The organism is Kitasatospora sp. NPDC057940 (assembly GCF_042887425.1).
GTDB lineage: Bacteria > Actinomycetota > Actinomycetes > Streptomycetales > Streptomycetaceae > Kitasatospora.
On sequence record NZ_JBHVPH010000001.1, the window covers coordinates 725,050 to 741,564 of the forward strand.

Here is a 16,515-nt window from a genome sequence, read left to right on the forward strand (position 1 = left end):
CGGCCGGGCGGCGCGCCGCGGCACGTCCGGAAAGCGGGCCGGCCGCCGACTGGCCCGACTGCCGACTGGCCCGGCCGCCGGCCGATCCGGCCACCGACCGGGTCGGCCGACCCACGACCGGCACCTCACACCAGGCCGCCTCACCGCAGGCCGACAGGGGGAGAAACCCATGACGAGCTCCACACTGGAGCGGGACCACAAAGAGGGGAACGAGGCGGCGGACGTCCTCGCCCGGGCCCGCAACCTGGTCGACCCGGTCCTGCGGGCCGCCGTCGACTCGCTGCCCGGCGCGATGCGCAAGGTCGCCGGCTACCACTTCGGCTGGTGGGAGGCGGACGGCTCGCCCGTCGAGGCCCCCTCCGGCAAGGCGATCCGGCCCGCCATGGTCCTCGCCGCCACCCAGGCGCTCGGTGGCACGACCGCCGAGGCCACCGCCGCGGCCGCCGCCGTCGAGCTGGTGCACAACTTCACGCTGCTCCACGACGACGTCATCGACCGGGACGAGACGCGCCGCCACCGGCCCACCGCCTGGCGGGTGTTCGGCACCACCGAGGCCATCCTGGCCGGGGACGCCATGCACTCGCTGGCACTGCGCCTGCTCGCCGAGGACGCCCACCCGGCCGCCCGCGGTTCGGTCCGCCGGCTCACCGACTGCGTGGTCGAGCTGTGCGAGGGCCAGCAGATCGACTGCGCCTTCGAGCAGCGCAGCGACGTCTCGCTCGCCGAGTGCCTGGCGATGGCGGAGGCCAAGACCGGTGCCCTGCTCGGCGCCGCCTGCGCGATGGGCGCCCTGTACGGCGGCGGGTCGGAGGAGGCCGCGCAGGCGATGGACGGCTTCGGCCGGGAGATCGGCCTGGCGTTCCAGCTGATCGACGACCTGATCGGCATCTGGGGCGATCCGGCGGTGACCGGCAAGCCGGTGGGCGCGGACCTGGTCGCCCGGAAGAAGTCGCTGCCGGTGGTCGCGGCGCTGGGCTCCGGCACCCCCGAGGGGGCCCGGCTCGCCGGGCTGTACGCCCTCGAACGCCAGCTCAGCCCCGAGGAGTTGGCGCAGTGCGCGGCGTCCGTCGAAGGCGCCGGCGGCCGCGGCTGGGCGCAGGGCGAGTCCTGCGAGCGGATGGCGGCGGCGATGGCGCAGCTGGCCACGGCCGTCCCGGAGCCGTCGGCGGCCGACGAACTGCTGGTGCTGGCCGAACTGGTCACCCGCCGCAGCCACTGACCGGGCTGGTCCGCCCGGGCCGGTCCGACCGGGCCGGTCCGACCGGGCCGGTCCGACCGGACTCGGCTGACCGGGTTCGTCGGAAGCGGGAAGTCGGCCGGCCCGACTTCCCGCTCCGGGCCCGGCGCCTCAGCGCCGGTGGTCGGCGGCCGTCGGCCGGTGCCCGTCGGGCGCCCGGGAAGCATCGGACCACCCGACATGCTGACCCGCCCCGCCCCGCATAGCATCCCCTATGTACTCGTATGTCCAGAATTCCGGTGTGCGCCTGCGCCGCCGGCCTTCCGCGTACTGGGGAGAGCGACGAGCATGGCCAACCCGGCACTCGTGGACCCGGCCACGATCCGCGCGACCGCCGCCGAGGCCTGGATCCGTGGCTACCCGATCCTGCAGAACTACCGCACCCTGTACGCACAGGCACTGGACGACGCGGACCCGGGGTACGTCGGCGGCTTCGGCGTCTTCCGCCACCGCTCGCAGCCGTTCACCCCGGCCGACACCGACGTCGCCTCCCCCGACAACGACACCCTGCACTCCTGGGCCTGGCTCGACCTGCGCGCCGAGCCGTGGGTGGTGTCCGTCCCGGCCACGGACCGCTACTACGTCCTCCCGCTGCACGAACTCGACACCGTGTACGCCGGGTTCGTCGGTGCCCGGAGCACCGGCCAGGAGGCCGGCGACTACCTGGTGGCCGGCCCCGACTGGCAGGGCGAGCCCCCGCCCGGCGTCCGGGGCGTGCTCCGCACCGCCACCCGCCTGGTCGGCATCCTCGGCCGCACCCACCTCACCGGCGACACCCCCGCGGACGTCGCCGAACTGAAGGCCGTCCAGCAGCAGTACCGGCTGCGCCCGCTGCACGAGTACGCCGGCACCCCGGTGCCCGCCCGCGCGCCGGAGCCGGTCTGGCCGGTCTGGCGCGAGGAGGTGCTGGACACCGTCGAGTTCCTCGGCTTCCTCGACTTCCTGCTCGGCTTCTTCCCGCTCCGCGGGCCCGTCGAGCTGCCGCCCGCCGAGGTCGACCTGCGCGGCCGCCTCACCGACCTCGGCGTCGACGGGCGCGGCGAGTTCGAGCCCGCCACGCTGCCGATCGAGGTCCGGGCCGAGATCGTGCGCGGCATCGTGGACGGCCGCGCACGGCTGGAGCGCGCCGCCGAATCCGAACCCACCAGCCCGGCCGCGCTCTTCGGCACCCGTGAGCGGATCGGCGGGGACTTCCTCCGCCAGGCCCTCGGCGCCAGGCTCGGCCGCTACGGGCTGCCCACCGAGGAGACCTGGTACGGCGGTTGGGCGGCGGACAGCGCGGGCAACCGGCCGCCGAACGCCAGCGACCGCGACTACGTCGTCCGCTTCGGCCCGGACGACCTGCCGCCGGCCCGGTACTTCTGGTCCGCCACCATGTACGCGCTCCCGGACCGCCTGCTGGTCGACAACACCCTGGACCGCTACGCGATCGGCGACCGCACCCCCGGCCTGGTCCGCGACCCGGACGGCGGGCTCACCCTCCACCTCCGGCACAAGCGGCCCGCCGACGCCCAGCACTCCGCCAACTGGCTGCCCGCCCCGGACGGCCCGTTCACGGTCGTCGTCCGGCTCCACGGCCCGGACCGGTCCGCCCTCGACGGCCGCTGGCACCTCCCGCCGCTCGACCCGAGCTGACCCGCATCCCAGAGACACCGCAGAGACCCGCACCCCAGAGACCGCGCCACAGAGACCGCACCCCAGAGACCGCGCCGACCGGACGAAGGACACCCCGATGAACCACCCCGAGCTGGAGGCCCTGGCCGCCGACGCCTACGTCTACGGCTACCCGCTCGTCGCCGACCTCACCATGGTCGAGCGCTTCTCCCGGGGCGGCCTGGGCACCCTGCCGGCGGCGTCGTTCAACCACTTCAGCCACGCCACCCGGCTGGCCGGGCCCAAGGACCACTTCGTCTCGGTCAACAACGACACCCTCTACTCGATCGCCCAGCTCGACCTCTCCGAAGGCCCGCAGGTGCTGCGCGTCCCGGACACCGCGGGCGCCTACTACGTGCTGCAGGTCGTCGGCGCGTGGACGGACAACGTCGCCTACGTCGGCAGCCGCGCCACCGGCACCGGCGAGCAGACCTGGCTGATCGTCCCGCCCGGCTGGCACGGCACCCCGCCCGACCCGGCCCGGGTGATCGAGGCGCCGACCACGGTGGCGACCATCGTCGGCCGCTTCGCCTGCGCCGGGCCGGACGACCTCCCCCGGGTCAAGGCCCTCCAGAAGGCCCTCACCCTGGAGCCGCTGGAGCCCGGCGGGCTGGTCGCCGGACTGCCCGAGCCCGATCCGGAGGTGCCCGAGCGGCTGGCCTTCTTCGAGCGGCTGCGGGTCTGGATGCAGGCCTTCCCGCCGGCCGGTCCGGACGTCGAGTACCAGCAGCGCTTCGCCCCGCTCGGCCTGCTCGACGAGGGCATCTCGCCGTACCGCGCGGCCGCCGCGGACTGGACCCTCGCGCTGGCCAAGGGCCTGGCCGCCGGCCGCGAACGGGTCGAGGACGCCACCCGCCCGCCCGAGGACCACCCGCCCGGCGAGTGGCGCTCGGCGCTCCACCTGTTCGACTACAACATCGACCACCTGGGCCCCGGCACCCTCGACGACCCCGAGTGGCGCATCCCCGACCGCCGCGCCGGCTACCTCAGCCGGGCCGCCGCCGCCCGGGCCGGCCTCTGGGGCAACCACGCCTACGAGGCGTCGTTCGCGATGACCTACGACGACTCCGGCGGCCGCCCGCTCAGCGGCGCGAACCGCTACACGTTGCGGTTCGACCAGCCACCGCCCGCCGAGGCGTTCTGGTCCGTCACGATGTACGCGCTGCCGGACTACTACCTGGTGGACAACCCGATCGAGCGCTACGCGATCGGCAACCGCACCCCGGGCCTGGTGTACGGCGCGGACGGCTCGCTCACCCTGACGCTCCAGCACGAGCAGCCCGAGGACGAGGTGGAGGCGGCCAACTGGCTGCCCGCCCCGGTCGGTGAGTTCCGGCCGATCATCCGGCTCTACCAGCCGAAGCCGGCCGTGCTGGACGGCAGTTACCGGGTGCCGCCGATCGACCGGAGCTGACCGCCGTCACCGCCGGGCGCGGACGTCGAGTGGGGCACCGGACGCTCAGCGCGGAGCCGGGGTCGCGGTGCCCGTCGGGGTGCCCGAGGGCGGTGGCGAGGACGGGTGCGCCGACGCCGACGCCGACGCCGACGCCGAAGGCGAGGGCGAGGGCGACGCCGAGGAGGACGCCGACGACGAGGGAGCACCGGACGACGGCGACCCCGACGGGGACGGAGCCGCCGTGGCCGTCCCCGACGGCTGCGGGGAACCGCTCGGCCGCGGGTCCGTCGTGGCCGACGACGACGCCCCCGGGGCGGCGGGGGAGGAGGCCGAGCCGCCCCGGTTGTGCGGTCCGCCCTCCAGGGTGACGACCGCCTGCGAGGGCGGCAGCGCGATCCGGGCGGTCCAGTGCGTCGTGGGCGCGAGGTCCTCGTCCACGGTGACGGTCACGGTGATCCGCTGGCCCGGTGCGAGGGTGCCGGAGTCGCGGCTGAGCCGCAGCCAGGCGGCGTCCGTCACGGCGTGCCAGTGGATCTCGGTGGTGCCGGAGTCGGTGAGGGTGAGGATGGTCCGGCTGCCGTACTCGGCGGCCTCGACGGTGAGGAGTCCGGCCGGGGCCGGTGCGGCGCCGCCCGGGCCGCCCCCGGCCGCGGGTGCCCGCCCGACGGCGGGGGCGGGGGCGGGGGCGGCGACCAGGGCCGGACTGCCGATCGGGGTCGCCCCGCGGGCCGGTACCGGGACCGCCGGGCCCTGGAGGGTCAGCCGTGGAAAGCCGAGGGGCAACGTTTCTGCACCGATCACCCCGGCACCCACCGTCCCCGCACCCGCCAACTCCATCCCCGGCACCCCCGGCACCCCTGTGCCCGCCGGTGCGCCCGCCGTCGGCCACGGCTTCGACGGCTGCTGCCCGCCCGTCCGCCCGGCCTCCTCGACCCGCACCGCGGACACCGCGGCCGCCGTCCCCGCCCCGCTGCCCCGGTGCCCCGCCCACAGGGCGACCACCGGCGCCGCCAGGACGGCCGCGAGCACCCCGGTGGTCACCACCCGCCGACGCACCGCCAGCGCCCGGCCCGCGTCCGGCGCCCGGTGCCGGGGGAAGCCGCCCTGGTCGAACCGCAGCCCCGACTCGGCCGCCGGCGCCGCCCCCGCCCGCCGCACCGCACCGACCGCCGACGGCAGGTGGCCGATCACCGACGGCAGGTACGCCGCTCCCTCGCCCGAGGGCGCCGGAGAAGGCGCCGGAGCAGGGGCGGGAGCCGCCAGCAGCGGCAGCCCGGACATCCCCGCCGCGCCCTCCGCCACCTCGCCGGCCACCCGCCCCGCCGTCCCCCGGCAGGTCGGGCAGTCCACCACGTGCTGCACCAGCTCCCGGCGCAGCGCCGGGCCGAGCACCCAGTCCCGCCAGGACTCCGCCCCGGCCCCGCCGAGCCGGTCCAGCTCCGGGCAGCTGCCCACCCCGAGCACCAGCAGCGCCGCCCTGGTCCTGGCCACCTCCGCCTCGGCGGCGGCGAGCAGCGCGCGGGTCCGCTCGAACGGCAGGCCCAGCACCGCCGCCACCTCGTGCGGGGTCAGCCGGTGTCGGACGGACAGCTCCAGCGCCTCGCGCTGCTCCGGGTCGGTGCCGGCCGCCTCCGGCCAGGCGAGCGCGGCCAGCTCGCGCCGCCGCCGGGCCGCCTCGGCCTCGGTCGGCTCCGCCGTGGCGTCCCGCCCGGCGCCGCCCGCGAGCCGCCGCAGGCAGCAGTACCGGGCCAGCGAGAACAGCCAGGCCCGGACCAGCCCGGGCTCGGTCAGCCGGGCGCCGTGCCGCCGTGCCAGCTCGCGGGCCTCGCGCAGGGCGCCGGTGGCCGCGTCGTGCTCGCACAGCACCGAGAGGCAGTAGGTGAACAGGCCGTCCACCTGCCGGTCGTACGCCGCCAGCACGGCGGCCGGCGGCCCTTCAGTACGCGTTGTCACCCGTCCGACGGTAGAGACGGTGGGCGGCGCACCCCGGCCGTTCGCCGTGTATGTACTTCTTTCGGGTAACAACATCGCCCATCTGTGTGGGTTTGGGCCCGGCTCCGGTGGAGCAAGGCGTTGTCGGACCCAGGCGCTACGGTGGGCCGCATGGCTGCCCGTACCAAGACCACCGCCAAGCCGCGCCCGGCGTACCGCTGCACCGAGTGCGGCAACCAGCTGCCCAAGTGGGTCGGCCGCTGCCCGGAGTGCAACGCCTGGGGCACGGTCGAGGAGTACGGCGCGGTGCCGATCCGGACGACGGCCGCGGGCCCGGTCAGCTCGCCGGCCCGTCCGATCGGCCAGGTGGACGGCCAGGTCGCGACGGCCCGCTCGACGGGCGTGCCGGAGCTGGACAGGGTGCTCGGGGGCGGGCTGGTCCCCGGCGCGGTCGTCCTGCTGGCCGGCGAGCCCGGCGTCGGCAAGTCCACCCTGCTGCTGGACGTCGCGGCGAAGGCCGCCACCGACCGGCACCGCACGCTCTACGTCACCGGCGAGGAGTCGGCCGGTCAGGTCCGGCTGCGCGCGGACCGGATCAACGCGCTCTCCGAGCACCTCTACCTCGCCGCCGAGTCCGACCTCGGCGCGGTGCTCGGGCACATCGACGCGGTCAACCCCGGTCTGCTGATCCTGGACTCGGTGCAGACCATCGCCTCCGCCGAGCTGGACGGCGCCCCCGGCGGTCCGGCCCAGGTCCGCGAGGTGGCGGGCGCGCTGATCCGGGTGTCCAAGGAGCGCGGCATGGCGACGCTGCTGGTCGGCCACGTGACCAAGGACGGCCAGATCGCCGGCCCGCGCCTGCTGGAGCACCTCGTGGACGTGGTGCTCAGCTTCGAGGGGGACCGGCACGCCCGGCTGCGGCTCATCCGCGGGATCAAGAACCGCTACGGCGCCACCGACGAGGTGGGCTGCTTCGAGCTGCACGACGAGGGCATCGTCGGCCTGGCCGATCCGTCCGGCCTCTTCCTGACCAGGCGTGACAAGCCCGTCCCGGGCACCTGCCTCACCGTCACCCTGGAGGGCAAGCGCCCGCTGGTGGCGGAGGTGCAGGCGCTGATGGTGGATTCGCAGATCCCGTCCCCGCGGCGCACCACCTCGGGCCTGGAGTCGCCCCGGATCGCGATGATCCTGGCCGTGGTGGAGCGGCACGGCGGGGTGAAGCTCGGCAAGCAGGACATCTACACCGCGACGGTGGGCGGGGTGAAGCTGAGCGAGCCGTCCGCCGACCTCGCGATCGCGCTCGCGGTGGCCAGCTCCTCCTCGGACACCCCGCTGCCCAGCAACCTGGTGGCGATCGGTGAGGTCGGCCTGGCGGGCGAGGTACGGCGGGTGACGGGGGTGCAGCGGCGGCTCGCCGAGGCGCACCGGCTGGGCTTCACGCACGCCCTCGTCCCGCCGGATCCGGGCAAGGTGCCGCCGGGCATGAAGGTGGTCGAGGTGGCCGACATCGGCGAGGCGCTGCGGGCCATCCCGGGCCGCCGCCGGGCCGCCGCCAAGCCGCGTGCCGAGGCGCGTGCTGAGGCGCCGTCGGCGCCGCCGGCCCCGCGCGCGGCCCGGGTCGTCGCGCACCCGGAGGAGCTGATGGAGGGCTGGGAGCCGCTCGACTCCGACGAACTGCGCTGACCCAAGCCCTGTCGATGCCGCACGCAGTTAGACTTTCCCCAGTCTCATTGGCCAGAAGGCAGTACCGAGCGGTACTGAGCGACAGAGCAACAGACCGCGGACCGGCGCACGGCGCGAGGCGCGCGGCACGGGGTCGACCGGAGGAGTCACGTGGCAGCCAGCGACCGGGGGGCGGACAAGGCCTCCCGTGAGGAGGCCCTGCTGCGGGCCTCCCTCAGTGCCATCGCACCCGGCACGGGGCTGCGCGACGGCCTGGAGCGGGTGCTCCGGGCCAACACCGGCGGCCTGATCGTGCTCGGTTTCGACAAGACGGTCGAGTCGATCTGCACCGGCGGCTTCGTCCTGGACGTCGAGTTCACCGCGACCCGGCTGCGCGAGCTGTGCAAGCTGGACGGCGCGGTGGTGCTGGACAAGGACATCACCAAGATCGTCCGGGCCGGCGTGCACCTGATGCCGGACTCCACCATCCCCACCGACGAGACCGGCACCCGCCACCGCACCGCGGAGCGGGTCAACCGGCAGACCGGCTTCCCGGTGGTGGCGGTCTCGCACTCGATGCGGCTGATCGCGATGTACGTCAACGGCATCCGCCGGGTGCTGGAGGACTCCACCACCGTCCTGTCCCGCGCCAACCAGGCGCTGGCCACCCTGGAGCGCTACAAGCTGCGCCTGGACGAGGTGGCCGGCACGCTGTCGGCGCTGGAGATCGAGGACCTGGTGACGGTCCGGGACGTCACCGCCGTCGCCCAGCGGCTGGAGATGGTCCGGCTGATCGCCACCGAGATCGCCGGCTACGTGCTGGAGCTCGGCATCGACGGCCGGCTGCTCTCGCTCCAGCTGGACGAGCTGATCGCGGGCGTGGAGCCGGAGCGCGAACTGGTCGCCCGGGACTACTTCCCGGAGCGGGCCGCCAAGAAGGGCCGGACGGTCAACGAGGTGCTGGCCGACCTGGAGGCGCTCACCCACGCCGAGCTGCTGGACCTTCAGACGGTCGCCAAGGCGCTCGGCTACTCGGGCTCCCCGGAGTCGCTGGACTCGGCGGTCTCGCCGCGCGGCTACCGGCTGCTGGCGAAGATCCCGCGCCTGCCCAACACGGTGATAGAGCGCCTGGTCGAGCACTTCGGCGGCCTGCAGAAGCTGCTCGCCGCCAGCATCGACGACCTGCAGACGGTCGAGGGCGTCGGCGAGACCCGGGCCCGCTCGGTCCGCGAGGGCCTGTCCCGGCTCGCCGAATCGTCCATCCTGGAGCGCTACGTCTGACCGGGCGCCACGTCCGACCTGACGCACCGCCGCACACGGCCCCCGGGGAACGCCCCGGGGGCCGTCGCGCATCCCGCCGAGTCCACCCCCGCCGAGCCGTCTCGGCCGGCGCACCCCGACCGGCCCGCAAGGCGCCGAAGCCCCCGGCCGTCGGCCGGGGGCTTCGAGTCGAGTTGAGGGGGGGTTCAGCTGTCCAGGCGGATCGAGGAGCGCGCCGAGACCTGGCCGCCGGAGAGCCCGGTGAGGTCGGCGACCACCAGGTAGGTGCCCGCTGCGGGGGGCGCCGGGTCGGCGGTGGCGCACTGCGGCTTGCTGCGGCTGCGGTCCCAGGTGAAGGTCTCGGTCAGGCCGTTGTTGGCCGGGATCTGCACCCAGCTGCTGCCGCGGTCGGACGGGCAGTCGCCGGAGGACCAGACCCGGTCGCCGTTGCTGGCGGTCACGGTGATCGCGGAGGCCGTCCGGCCGAGGTCCACCCGGCAGTTGGCGCCGGAGGCGTTCTTCACGGTGAGCGAGAGCCGCGGTTTGTCCTTGGGCTGGTACGAGTTCTGCGCGCTGGCCAGCTCCAGGGTGACCTGCGAGGAGACGCAGACCGGAAGCGCCATCACCTCGGGCGTGTTCACCACCGGGGCGCCGCCGCCCGAGCCGCCCGCGCCGCCGGAACCGCCGGAACCGCCGGCCGCACCGCCGCCGCCCGCCGCCGCACCGCCACCCGTGCCCCCGCCGGTGGCGGGAGCCGGGTTGGCGCCGCCGCCGGTGCCGCCGGTGCTGAGGCTGACCTCGCCGCCGCCGGAGCCGGCCACCGGGCCGCCGCTCGCGTTGCCGCCGCTGCCGCCGCCGGGGCGCGCCGCGGGGCCGCTCGGGGACGCACCGGGCGTGATGGACTGGGCGGGGGTCTGGCTCTGGGACGGAACGGCCTGCGCGGCCTTGCTCGATGAGCCGCCGTCACCGCCCCCGTCCTGATCGATCATCAGCCAGGCGATCAGGGCGGCGACCGCCACGACGGCGACGAGCACGACGACGCGCCGACGCCAGTAGATCGAGGCCGGCAGCGGTCCCACGGGTTGACGCAGAGAGGGCACGCCCAAACTCTACGAGACTGTGTGTGCCGCTTGACGCACCAACACCGCACAGTCGCCCCTTCCTTCACATGATCCGCCATTTGCGCCGTTCGAGGGAGCTCCGAAGCGGTGGTTCTCCGGGCGATCCGCAGGGGTATCCGGAGTTCTTTTCTCCGCTTCGGTCGCGCCCGTCGCCATGGGAGGATCGAAGGGCCATGGCTGCCATCACCGTCACCCCCGCCCCCGTCCCCCCGGCAGGCGCCGCGCCGGACGCCGTCCGGCTGCCGATGCCCCTGCCGCTGCTGCACGCGACCGTCCTCGACTGGTACGAGGCCGAGAAACGCGACCTCCCCTGGCGGACGCCCGAGGCGACGCCCTGGGCGATCATGGTGAGCGAGTTCATGCTCCAGCAGACTCCGGTGAAGCGGGTGCTGCCCGCCTGGGAGGCGTGGCTGACCCGCTGGCCCACCCCGGCCGACCTCGCGGCCGAGGCGCCCGGCGAGGCGGTCCGGATGTGGGGCCGGCTCGGCTACCCGCGCCGCGCGCTGCGGCTGCACGCGGCCGCGGTGGCGATCACCGAGGAGCACGGCGGCGAGGTGCCGGACGACCACGCCACCCTGCTCTCGCTGCCCGGGGTGGGGGAGTACACGGCCGCCGCGGTCGCCTCCTTCGCCTTCCGCCAGCGGCACGTGGTGCTGGACACCAACGTCCGCCGGGTGTTCGCCCGCGCGGTGTCCGGCGTCGAGTACCCGGCCCAGGCCACCACGGCCGCCGAGCGCCGGACGGCGACGGCGCTGCTGCCCGACGACGCCGAGACCGCGGCCACCTGGGCGGTCGGCGTGATGGAGCTGGGCGCGCTGGTCTGCACCGCGCGCGGCCCGGAGTGCGGGGGCTGCCCGCTGTTCGCCCACTGCGCCTGGCAGCGGGCCGGCCGCCCGCCGTACGAGGGCCCGGCCCGGCGCGGCCAGACCTACGAGGGGACGGACCGGCAGGTGCGCGGCAAGCTGCTCGCGGTGCTGCGGGAGTCGCACGGCTCGGTGCCGCAGGCCCGGCTGGACGCGGTCTGGCCGGACGCGGTGCAGCGGGCCCGGGCGCTGGACGGCCTGGTCGCGGACGGCCTGGTGGAGCCCGTCGAGCAGGGCGTCTACCGGCTTCCCCAGTAGTCGGCCACGAACGCGGGACGGCGCCCCCGGAGGATTTCCTCCGGGGGCGCCGTCGTGTCGGCGGAAGGGCGGTCAGACGGCCGCCGCCTCCAGCGAGGCCTCGGCGGACTTGTCCGCCTTGCCCGTGCCGGTGCCGCGCAGCGGCACCTCGCGCATGAACACCGCGGCGGCGATGGCGACCACGGCCACCCCCGCACCCCACAGGAAGACCGTGTGCATGCCGTTGGACACCGCGTGGTGGTAGGCGTCCTGGATGTTCTCGGGGAGCTTGCGCAGGTCCGCCGGGCTCATCTGGCCCGGGTCCTTCACGGCGCCACCGCCGGCCGCAGCGTGGTCGCCCAGCCGCTCCTTCATGGTGTCGGTGACCCGGTTGTTGAACAGGGCGCCGAACAGCGCGACACCGAAGGAACCGCCGATGGTGCGGAACAGGGTGGCGGTGGAGCTGGCCACGCCCATGTCCTTGAGCTCGACGCTGTTCTGCGCGACCAGCATGGTGATCTGCATCAGGAAGCCCATGCCGGCACCGAGCACGACCATCCAGCAGGCGGAGGTGAAGCTGCTGGTCGTGGTGCCCATGGTGGAGAGCAGCACCATGCCGACGGTCATCACGATGGTGCCGATGATCGGGAATATCCGGTACTTGCCGGTCTTGGTGACGGCCTGGCCGACCACCAGCGAGACGACCAGCATGCCGAACATCATCGGCATCAGCAGCAGGCCGGAGTTGGTGGCCGAGGCGCCCTGGACGATCTGCTGGTAGAGCGGCAGGAAGACGGTCGAGCCGAACATCACGAAGCCGACGATGAAGCCGATGATCGAGACCAGGGTGAAGTTCAGGTTCTTGAACAGGCTCAGCGGCAGCATCGGCTCCTGCACCCGCTGCTCGACGTAGCAGAAGGCGATCAGCGTCGCGGCGGCGAGCGCGGCGAGGCCCAGGATCTGCTTGGAGCCCCAGTCGTACTGCTGGCCGCCCCAGGTGGTGATCAGGACGAGCGAGGTGATGCCCGTCGTGAGCAGGATGGCGCCCCAGTAGTCGATCCGGGCGTTGTTGCGGACCTTCGGCAGCTTCAGGGTGACGACGACCACGGCGAGCGCGATCACGCCGAGCGGCAGGTTGATGTAGAAGGTCCAGTGCCAGCTCAGGTGGTCGGTGATGAAGCCGCCGACCAGCGGGCCGCCGATGGTGGCGAGGGCCATGACCGCGGCGAACATGCCCTGGTACTTGCCGCGGTCACGCGGCGCGACCAGCGCGCCCATGATCGACATGACGCCGACCATCAGACCGCCGGCGCCCAGGCCCTGGAGGGCGCGGAAGCCGATCAGCTCGTTCATGTTCTGCGACAGGCCGGACAGCGCCGAGCCCACCAGGAAGATCACGATCGAGGTGAGGAAGGTGCCCTTGCGGCCGTAGAGGTCGCCGAGCTTGCCCCAGATCGGGGTGGAGGCGGCGGTGGCCAGGGTGTACGAGGTGACGACCCAGGACAGGTGCTCGGCGCCGCCGAGGTCGCCGACGATGGTCGGCATCGCGGTGCCGACGATCAGGTTGTCGAGCATGGCCAGCAGCATGGTGACGACCAGGCCGACCATGACGAGGCGGATCTCGCGGGGTGACCGCGGCTGCTCCTCCTCGGCGGACTTCTCCTCCGGTACCGGGCCGGTGGTCTTGGACTGTGACATGAGGTGGTGTCTCCCGGAGGGGTGTTTCGGACGGGCGGAGGCCGCGCAGTGATTCACTTACTTGTCGCCCGGCTAGTTTGTGGACCGTCGGCACGGTAAGTTGTTTACTAGCCGGCCGTCAAGCCAGTTTCCCGCCCGGCTACCTGGGCAGGGAGAATGGGCCCGGGGCGGACGCCACCGGGGTCCGCAGCAGTCACCGACGCACTCATGAGGCAGGCCATGGGCACTCCGCACAGCCCCCGCAGCGACACGCGGTCCCGCATCATCGAGGTGTCGCTGGAGCTCTTCTCCGAGCAGGGCTACGAGCAGACCTCGCTGCGCGAGATCGCCGACCGCCTCGGTGTCACCAAGGCCGCGCTCTACTACCACTTCAAGACCAAGGACGACATCGTCCTGGGCATCGTGGAGCGGATGGCCGCGCCGATCGACGAGACCATCGCGTGGGGCCGGCAGCAGTCCTGGAGCCCGGAGATGCGCGACGAGCTGATCCGCCGCTTCGCCGACGGGATGGCCGAGCGGGCGCCGCTGCTGCGCTTCTTCCACGAGAACCAGCCCGCGCTGCGTGAGTCCGCGGCCGGGTTGGCGTTCAAGGACCGCATGATCACGATGATCCAGCTGGTGCACGGGCCGGACGCCGACTTCCGGGAGCGGCTGCGCGCCACGATGTCGCTGTTCACCGTCCACTCGGCGATGTTCCTGCTCAAGCAGGACGCCGCGGACTGCGACCACGGCGACAACGTGTGGGGCGAGTCCTCGCCGCCGGCCGCCACCCTGGAGGAGGCGATCGGGGCGGCCCGGGAGGTCGCGCTGGAGATCGGCGGCCGGATCGGCCACCCGGCCCCCGCCCATTCCTGAGCGGGCGGGCGGTCGGCCGGACAGGCGCACAGGCCGATGGCCGGCCGGGCGGACCGGTAGCCGGGGCCGGACTCAGAACGCGGTGACGCCGTGCCCCGCGAGGTACGCGATCGGGTTCACCACCGCGCCGTAGCGGTTGCTGGTGCGGATCTCGAAGTGCAGGTGGGGCCCGGTCGAGTTGCCGGTGCTCCCGGACCGCCCGATCTGCTCGCCCGCCGACACCTGCTCCCCCGGCGAGACCCCGAGCGAGGACAGGTGCGCGTACTGCGCGTAGTGCCCGTCCTCCAGCCGCAGCACGACCTCCTTGCCGTACGAGCCGTCCCAGCCGGACGACACCACGGTCGCGTTCCCGACCGCCAGCAGCGGCGTGCCCGGGTCGACCGCGAAGTCCACCCCGGTGTGGTACCCGGCGGCGTACTCGGAGTTGGCCACCCCGTACGGGTTGCTGGTCGGCGCGTCCGGCGCCGGGGCCGACCACCCCGGGGCCGGAGCGGGCTCCGGTGCGGGCGCGGCCTCGGGCTCCGAAGCGGGGGCCTCGGCCGGCGCGTCGGCGACCGGCGGCTCCACCGGCAGCAGGTTGGCGGCCACCGCCACGAACTCCTGCGCCGAGTCGCCGTCGTTCGGCAGCCGGTACGGGCTCGGCCCGGCCACCTGGACCAGCCCCGGGCTGGGCACGGCGGCCTGCGGCGCGGTGAACGCCGAGCTGCCGGGCGTGGTGGGCCGGACGGTCTGCGCCGAGGCGCTGCCGGGCGCGGCCACCAGCAGTGCGCCGGCGAGCAGCACCGCGGCCGCCCCGGCGGCGACCACCGCGCGCTCCCGTTCGGCCTGCGGGTGCCCGCCGGGCAGCGGCTGCCGGGGCGCGGCGAGCGCGCGCAGCGGCGCGGCATGGGTGCGGGCGGCATGGCCGAGCCGGAGCTGCCAGGCCGCCGCCTGGGCCGCCGTACGGGCGGCGAGCCGGCGCAGGACCGGCCCCACGGGCGGGACAGAGGACATCGGTAGCCGTACCTCACGGTGGACGAGGGCAGCACGAAGTGCCCGTTCGGGCGCGTGCTGAGCGGGGGACCACTCAGGTGTAACGGTCACCGAGCGGAGTCCCAAACGGCGTGACGTACTACGGCGTGTAGTCAGCGTCGAGCCGGAGATTCAAGCTGACGGAGTAATGATCATGAGATCTGATCGTCTACCACCGGCCCGCGGTGGGCCGCCCCCGCTCGCGGCCGGGCTACTACCGCCGGTCGTACCGCGTCCGACGGGAACCCCGCCGATGTGACCAGCGCCACGCCGGTTCGGGGTTTGGGCCGGCTGCGCACCCCTTTCCGTCGTCCGCCCCGCTGACCTGGCGGGCCCGCTGGGGGACCATCGACGCATGTATGGCAACAGGAGCGAAGACCTCGACGGCAATGACCGCCCGAGCCTGCCGGACCGCCGCTTCGCCGCCCTGCGCGGCTGCGAGCGGATCCTGTCCGGCGACCGGCCGCAGAGCATGCGCGAACGCCTCGCCGCCCTCGCGGGGGAGGGCGGCGGCCACGACCTGGACCACCGCCCGGACCAGTACGGCGACGGCGTGGTCCGCACCCTCGAACGCAGGGTCGCCGACCTGCTCGGCACCGAGGACGCGGCCTTCTTCCCCACCGGCACCATGGCCCAGCAGGTCGCCCTGCGGATCCACGCCGAGGCGGCCGGGCTGCGCACCGTCGCGACCCACCCGCTGGCCCACACCGACCAGCACGAGCGGCACGCGCTCGGCGTGCTGACCGGCCTGCGCAGCGTCTGGCCGACCACGGCCCCGCGCCAGCCCACCGTCGAGGAGCTGCGCTCCTTCGACGAGCCGTACGCCGCGCTCAGCCTGGAGCTGCCGCTGCGCGAGGCCGGCTTCGTGCTGCCCGACTGGGCGGAGCTGGCGGCGCTGGCCGGAGTCGTCCGGGAGGAGTGCGGTGCGGCCCTGCACCTGGACGGTGCCCGGCTCTGGGAGTCGGTGTTCCACCTCGGGCACCCGCTGCCGGAGATCGTCGCGCTGGCCGACTCGGTCTACGTGTCCTTCTACAAGACGCTCGGCGGCATCAGCGGCGCCGCGCTGGCCGGTTCGCGGGGCTTCGTCCGCACCGCGAAGGCCTGGCGGCACCGGTACGGCGGCCAGCTCTACCAGCAGTGGCCGGCGGCGCTCGCCGCGCTGGCCGGGCTGGACGCCCGACTCCCGCTGCTGGAGCGGTACGTGACGCACGCCAAGGTGGTCGCCGAGGCGCTGGACGCGGCCTTCGCGGCGGTCCCCGGCGCCCGGGTGCACCCGGCCCCGCCGCACACCCACCAGTTCCAGCTCTGGCTGCCGTACGCCGCCGGGGAGTTGGACGAGGCCGGGCTGGGGCTGGCCGAGGAGACCGGGGTCGCGCTGTTCGGCGGCTGGCGCGAGCGGGACCTGCCGGGCCTGGCGATGACCGAGGTCACGGTGTCGTCGTCCGCGCTCGACTGGACGGCGGCGGACGTCGCCGAGGCGGCCGCCGCCTTCCTGGACCGGCTGCCGGCCCGGGGCGCCGGGGCCGGCGGGAGCCGCGGCGGGGCCTGACCGGAAAAGCGTCCGGCCCGCCCCCGCGCGATGCGGGGACG

Annotated in this window: 12 protein-coding genes; 8 read left to right on the forward strand and 4 right to left on the reverse strand. The window is 74.6% G+C overall.

Annotated elements, in window-relative coordinates; all coding sequences use genetic code 11:
• Positions 1 to 169 precede the first annotated feature (169 nt).
• The 3 genes from ACFVTF_RS03140 (at position 170) to ACFVTF_RS03150 (ending at position 4,304) form a co-directional block, all read left to right on the forward strand.
• Positions 170 to 1,219 carry a family 2 encapsulin nanocompartment cargo protein polyprenyl transferase gene (locus ACFVTF_RS03140; protein ID WP_350878389.1) on the forward strand — a complete coding sequence of 350 codons (1,050 nt, stop codon included), beginning with the start codon at positions 170 to 172 and terminating at the stop codon, positions 1,217 to 1,219.
• 306 nt (positions 1,220 to 1,525) lie between these two features.
• Positions 1,526 to 2,872 (forward strand): DUF1254 domain-containing protein, encoded by a 1,347-nt coding sequence (locus tag ACFVTF_RS03145; RefSeq protein ID WP_387808224.1) that lies wholly within the window; start codon positions 1,526 to 1,528, stop codon positions 2,870 to 2,872.
• A gap of 97 nt (positions 2,873 to 2,969) precedes the next feature.
• The gene (locus ACFVTF_RS03150) at positions 2,970 to 4,304 is read left to right on the forward strand and encodes a DUF1254 domain-containing protein (protein ID WP_387808227.1); all 1,335 of its coding nucleotides are present in this window, start codon (positions 2,970 to 2,972) and stop codon (positions 4,302 to 4,304) included.
• A gap of 45 nt (positions 4,305 to 4,349) precedes the next feature.
• On the opposite strand, the gene ACFVTF_RS03155 is transcribed toward ACFVTF_RS03150, so the two are convergent.
• The gene (locus ACFVTF_RS03155) at positions 4,350 to 6,239 is read right to left on the reverse strand and encodes a hypothetical protein (protein ID WP_387808230.1); all 1,890 of its coding nucleotides are present in this window, start codon (positions 6,237 to 6,239) and stop codon (positions 4,350 to 4,352) included.
• Positions 6,240 to 6,389: 150 nt separating this feature from the next.
• On the opposite strand from ACFVTF_RS03155, the gene radA reads away from it, so the two are divergent.
• Both radA and disA read left to right on the forward strand, forming a co-directional pair.
• Positions 6,390 to 7,901 carry a DNA repair protein RadA gene (radA, locus tag ACFVTF_RS03160; protein ID WP_350878393.1) on the forward strand — a complete coding sequence of 504 codons (1,512 nt, stop codon included), beginning with the start codon at positions 6,390 to 6,392 and terminating at the stop codon, positions 7,899 to 7,901.
• Positions 7,902 to 8,102: 201 nt separating this feature from the next.
• Positions 8,103 to 9,161: a DNA integrity scanning diadenylate cyclase DisA gene (gene disA / locus ACFVTF_RS03165; protein WP_350878493.1), complete on the forward strand. Its 1,059-nt coding sequence runs from the start codon at positions 8,103 to 8,105 to the stop codon at positions 9,159 to 9,161.
• A gap of 185 nt (positions 9,162 to 9,346) precedes the next feature.
• Here disA and ACFVTF_RS03170 read toward each other — a convergent pair whose 3' ends face one another.
• A complete protein-coding gene (locus tag ACFVTF_RS03170) occupies positions 9,347 to 10,240 on the reverse strand; it encodes a hypothetical protein (protein ID WP_387808232.1) in 894 nt (297 codons plus the stop codon).
• Between the two features lie 266 nt (positions 10,241 to 10,506).
• Here ACFVTF_RS03170 and ACFVTF_RS03175 point away from each other — a divergent pair, with 266 nt between their 5' ends.
• The gene (locus tag ACFVTF_RS03175; protein ID WP_371522763.1) at positions 10,507 to 11,382 is read left to right on the forward strand and encodes an A/G-specific adenine glycosylase; all 876 of its coding nucleotides are present in this window, start codon (positions 10,507 to 10,509) and stop codon (positions 11,380 to 11,382) included.
• A 72-nt stretch (positions 11,383 to 11,454) separates the two neighbouring features.
• Here ACFVTF_RS03175 and ACFVTF_RS03180 read toward each other — a convergent pair whose 3' ends face one another.
• Positions 11,455 to 13,059 (reverse strand): MDR family MFS transporter, encoded by a 1,605-nt coding sequence (locus ACFVTF_RS03180; protein WP_371518276.1) that lies wholly within the window; start codon positions 13,057 to 13,059, stop codon positions 11,455 to 11,457.
• Between the two features lie 219 nt (positions 13,060 to 13,278).
• Between ACFVTF_RS03180 and ACFVTF_RS03185 the strand changes: the two genes are divergently transcribed.
• The gene (locus ACFVTF_RS03185) at positions 13,279 to 13,914 is read left to right on the forward strand and encodes a helix-turn-helix domain-containing protein (RefSeq protein WP_363589019.1); all 636 of its coding nucleotides are present in this window, start codon (positions 13,279 to 13,281) and stop codon (positions 13,912 to 13,914) included.
• Between the two features lie 72 nt (positions 13,915 to 13,986).
• Here the strand turns inward: ACFVTF_RS03185 and ACFVTF_RS03190 are convergent, their stop codons facing one another.
• The gene (locus ACFVTF_RS03190; RefSeq protein WP_387808236.1) at positions 13,987 to 14,907 is read right to left on the reverse strand and encodes a M23 family metallopeptidase; all 921 of its coding nucleotides are present in this window, start codon (positions 14,905 to 14,907) and stop codon (positions 13,987 to 13,989) included.
• 373 nt (positions 14,908 to 15,280) lie between these two features.
• Here ACFVTF_RS03190 and ACFVTF_RS03195 point away from each other — a divergent pair, with 373 nt between their 5' ends.
• Positions 15,281 to 16,474 carry a threonine aldolase family protein gene (locus tag ACFVTF_RS03195; RefSeq protein ID WP_387808239.1) on the forward strand — a complete coding sequence of 398 codons (1,194 nt, stop codon included), beginning with the start codon at positions 15,281 to 15,283 and terminating at the stop codon, positions 16,472 to 16,474.
• Positions 16,475 to 16,515: the final 41 nt, after the last annotated feature.

What these genes read in the sequence shown, in the direction of transcription:
- ACFVTF_RS03140 (WP_350878389.1), top strand. Translation starts at nt 170, where the DNA reads ATGACGAGCTCCACACTGGAGCGGGACCACAAAGAGGGGAACGAGGCG.
- ACFVTF_RS03145 (WP_387808224.1), top strand. Translation starts at nt 1,526, where the DNA reads ATGGCCAACCCGGCACTCGTGGACCCGGCCACGATCCGCGCGACCGCC.
- ACFVTF_RS03150 (WP_387808227.1), top strand. Translation starts at nt 2,970, where the DNA reads ATGAACCACCCCGAGCTGGAGGCCCTGGCCGCCGACGCCTACGTCTAC.
- radA (WP_350878393.1), top strand. Translation starts at nt 6,390, where the DNA reads ATGGCTGCCCGTACCAAGACCACCGCCAAGCCGCGCCCGGCGTACCGC.
- ACFVTF_RS03175 (WP_371522763.1), top strand. Translation starts at nt 10,507, where the DNA reads ATGCCCCTGCCGCTGCTGCACGCGACCGTCCTCGACTGGTACGAGGCC.
- ACFVTF_RS03180 (WP_371518276.1), bottom strand. Translation starts at nt 13,059, where the DNA reads ATGTCACAGTCCAAGACCACCGGCCCGGTACCGGAGGAGAAGTCCGCC.
- ACFVTF_RS03185 (WP_363589019.1), top strand. Translation starts at nt 13,279, where the DNA reads ATGGGCACTCCGCACAGCCCCCGCAGCGACACGCGGTCCCGCATCATC.
- ACFVTF_RS03190 (WP_387808236.1), bottom strand. Translation starts at nt 14,907, where the DNA reads ATGTCCTCTGTCCCGCCCGTGGGGCCGGTCCTGCGCCGGCTCGCCGCC.
- ACFVTF_RS03195 (WP_387808239.1), top strand. Translation starts at nt 15,281, where the DNA reads ATGTATGGCAACAGGAGCGAAGACCTCGACGGCAATGACCGCCCGAGC.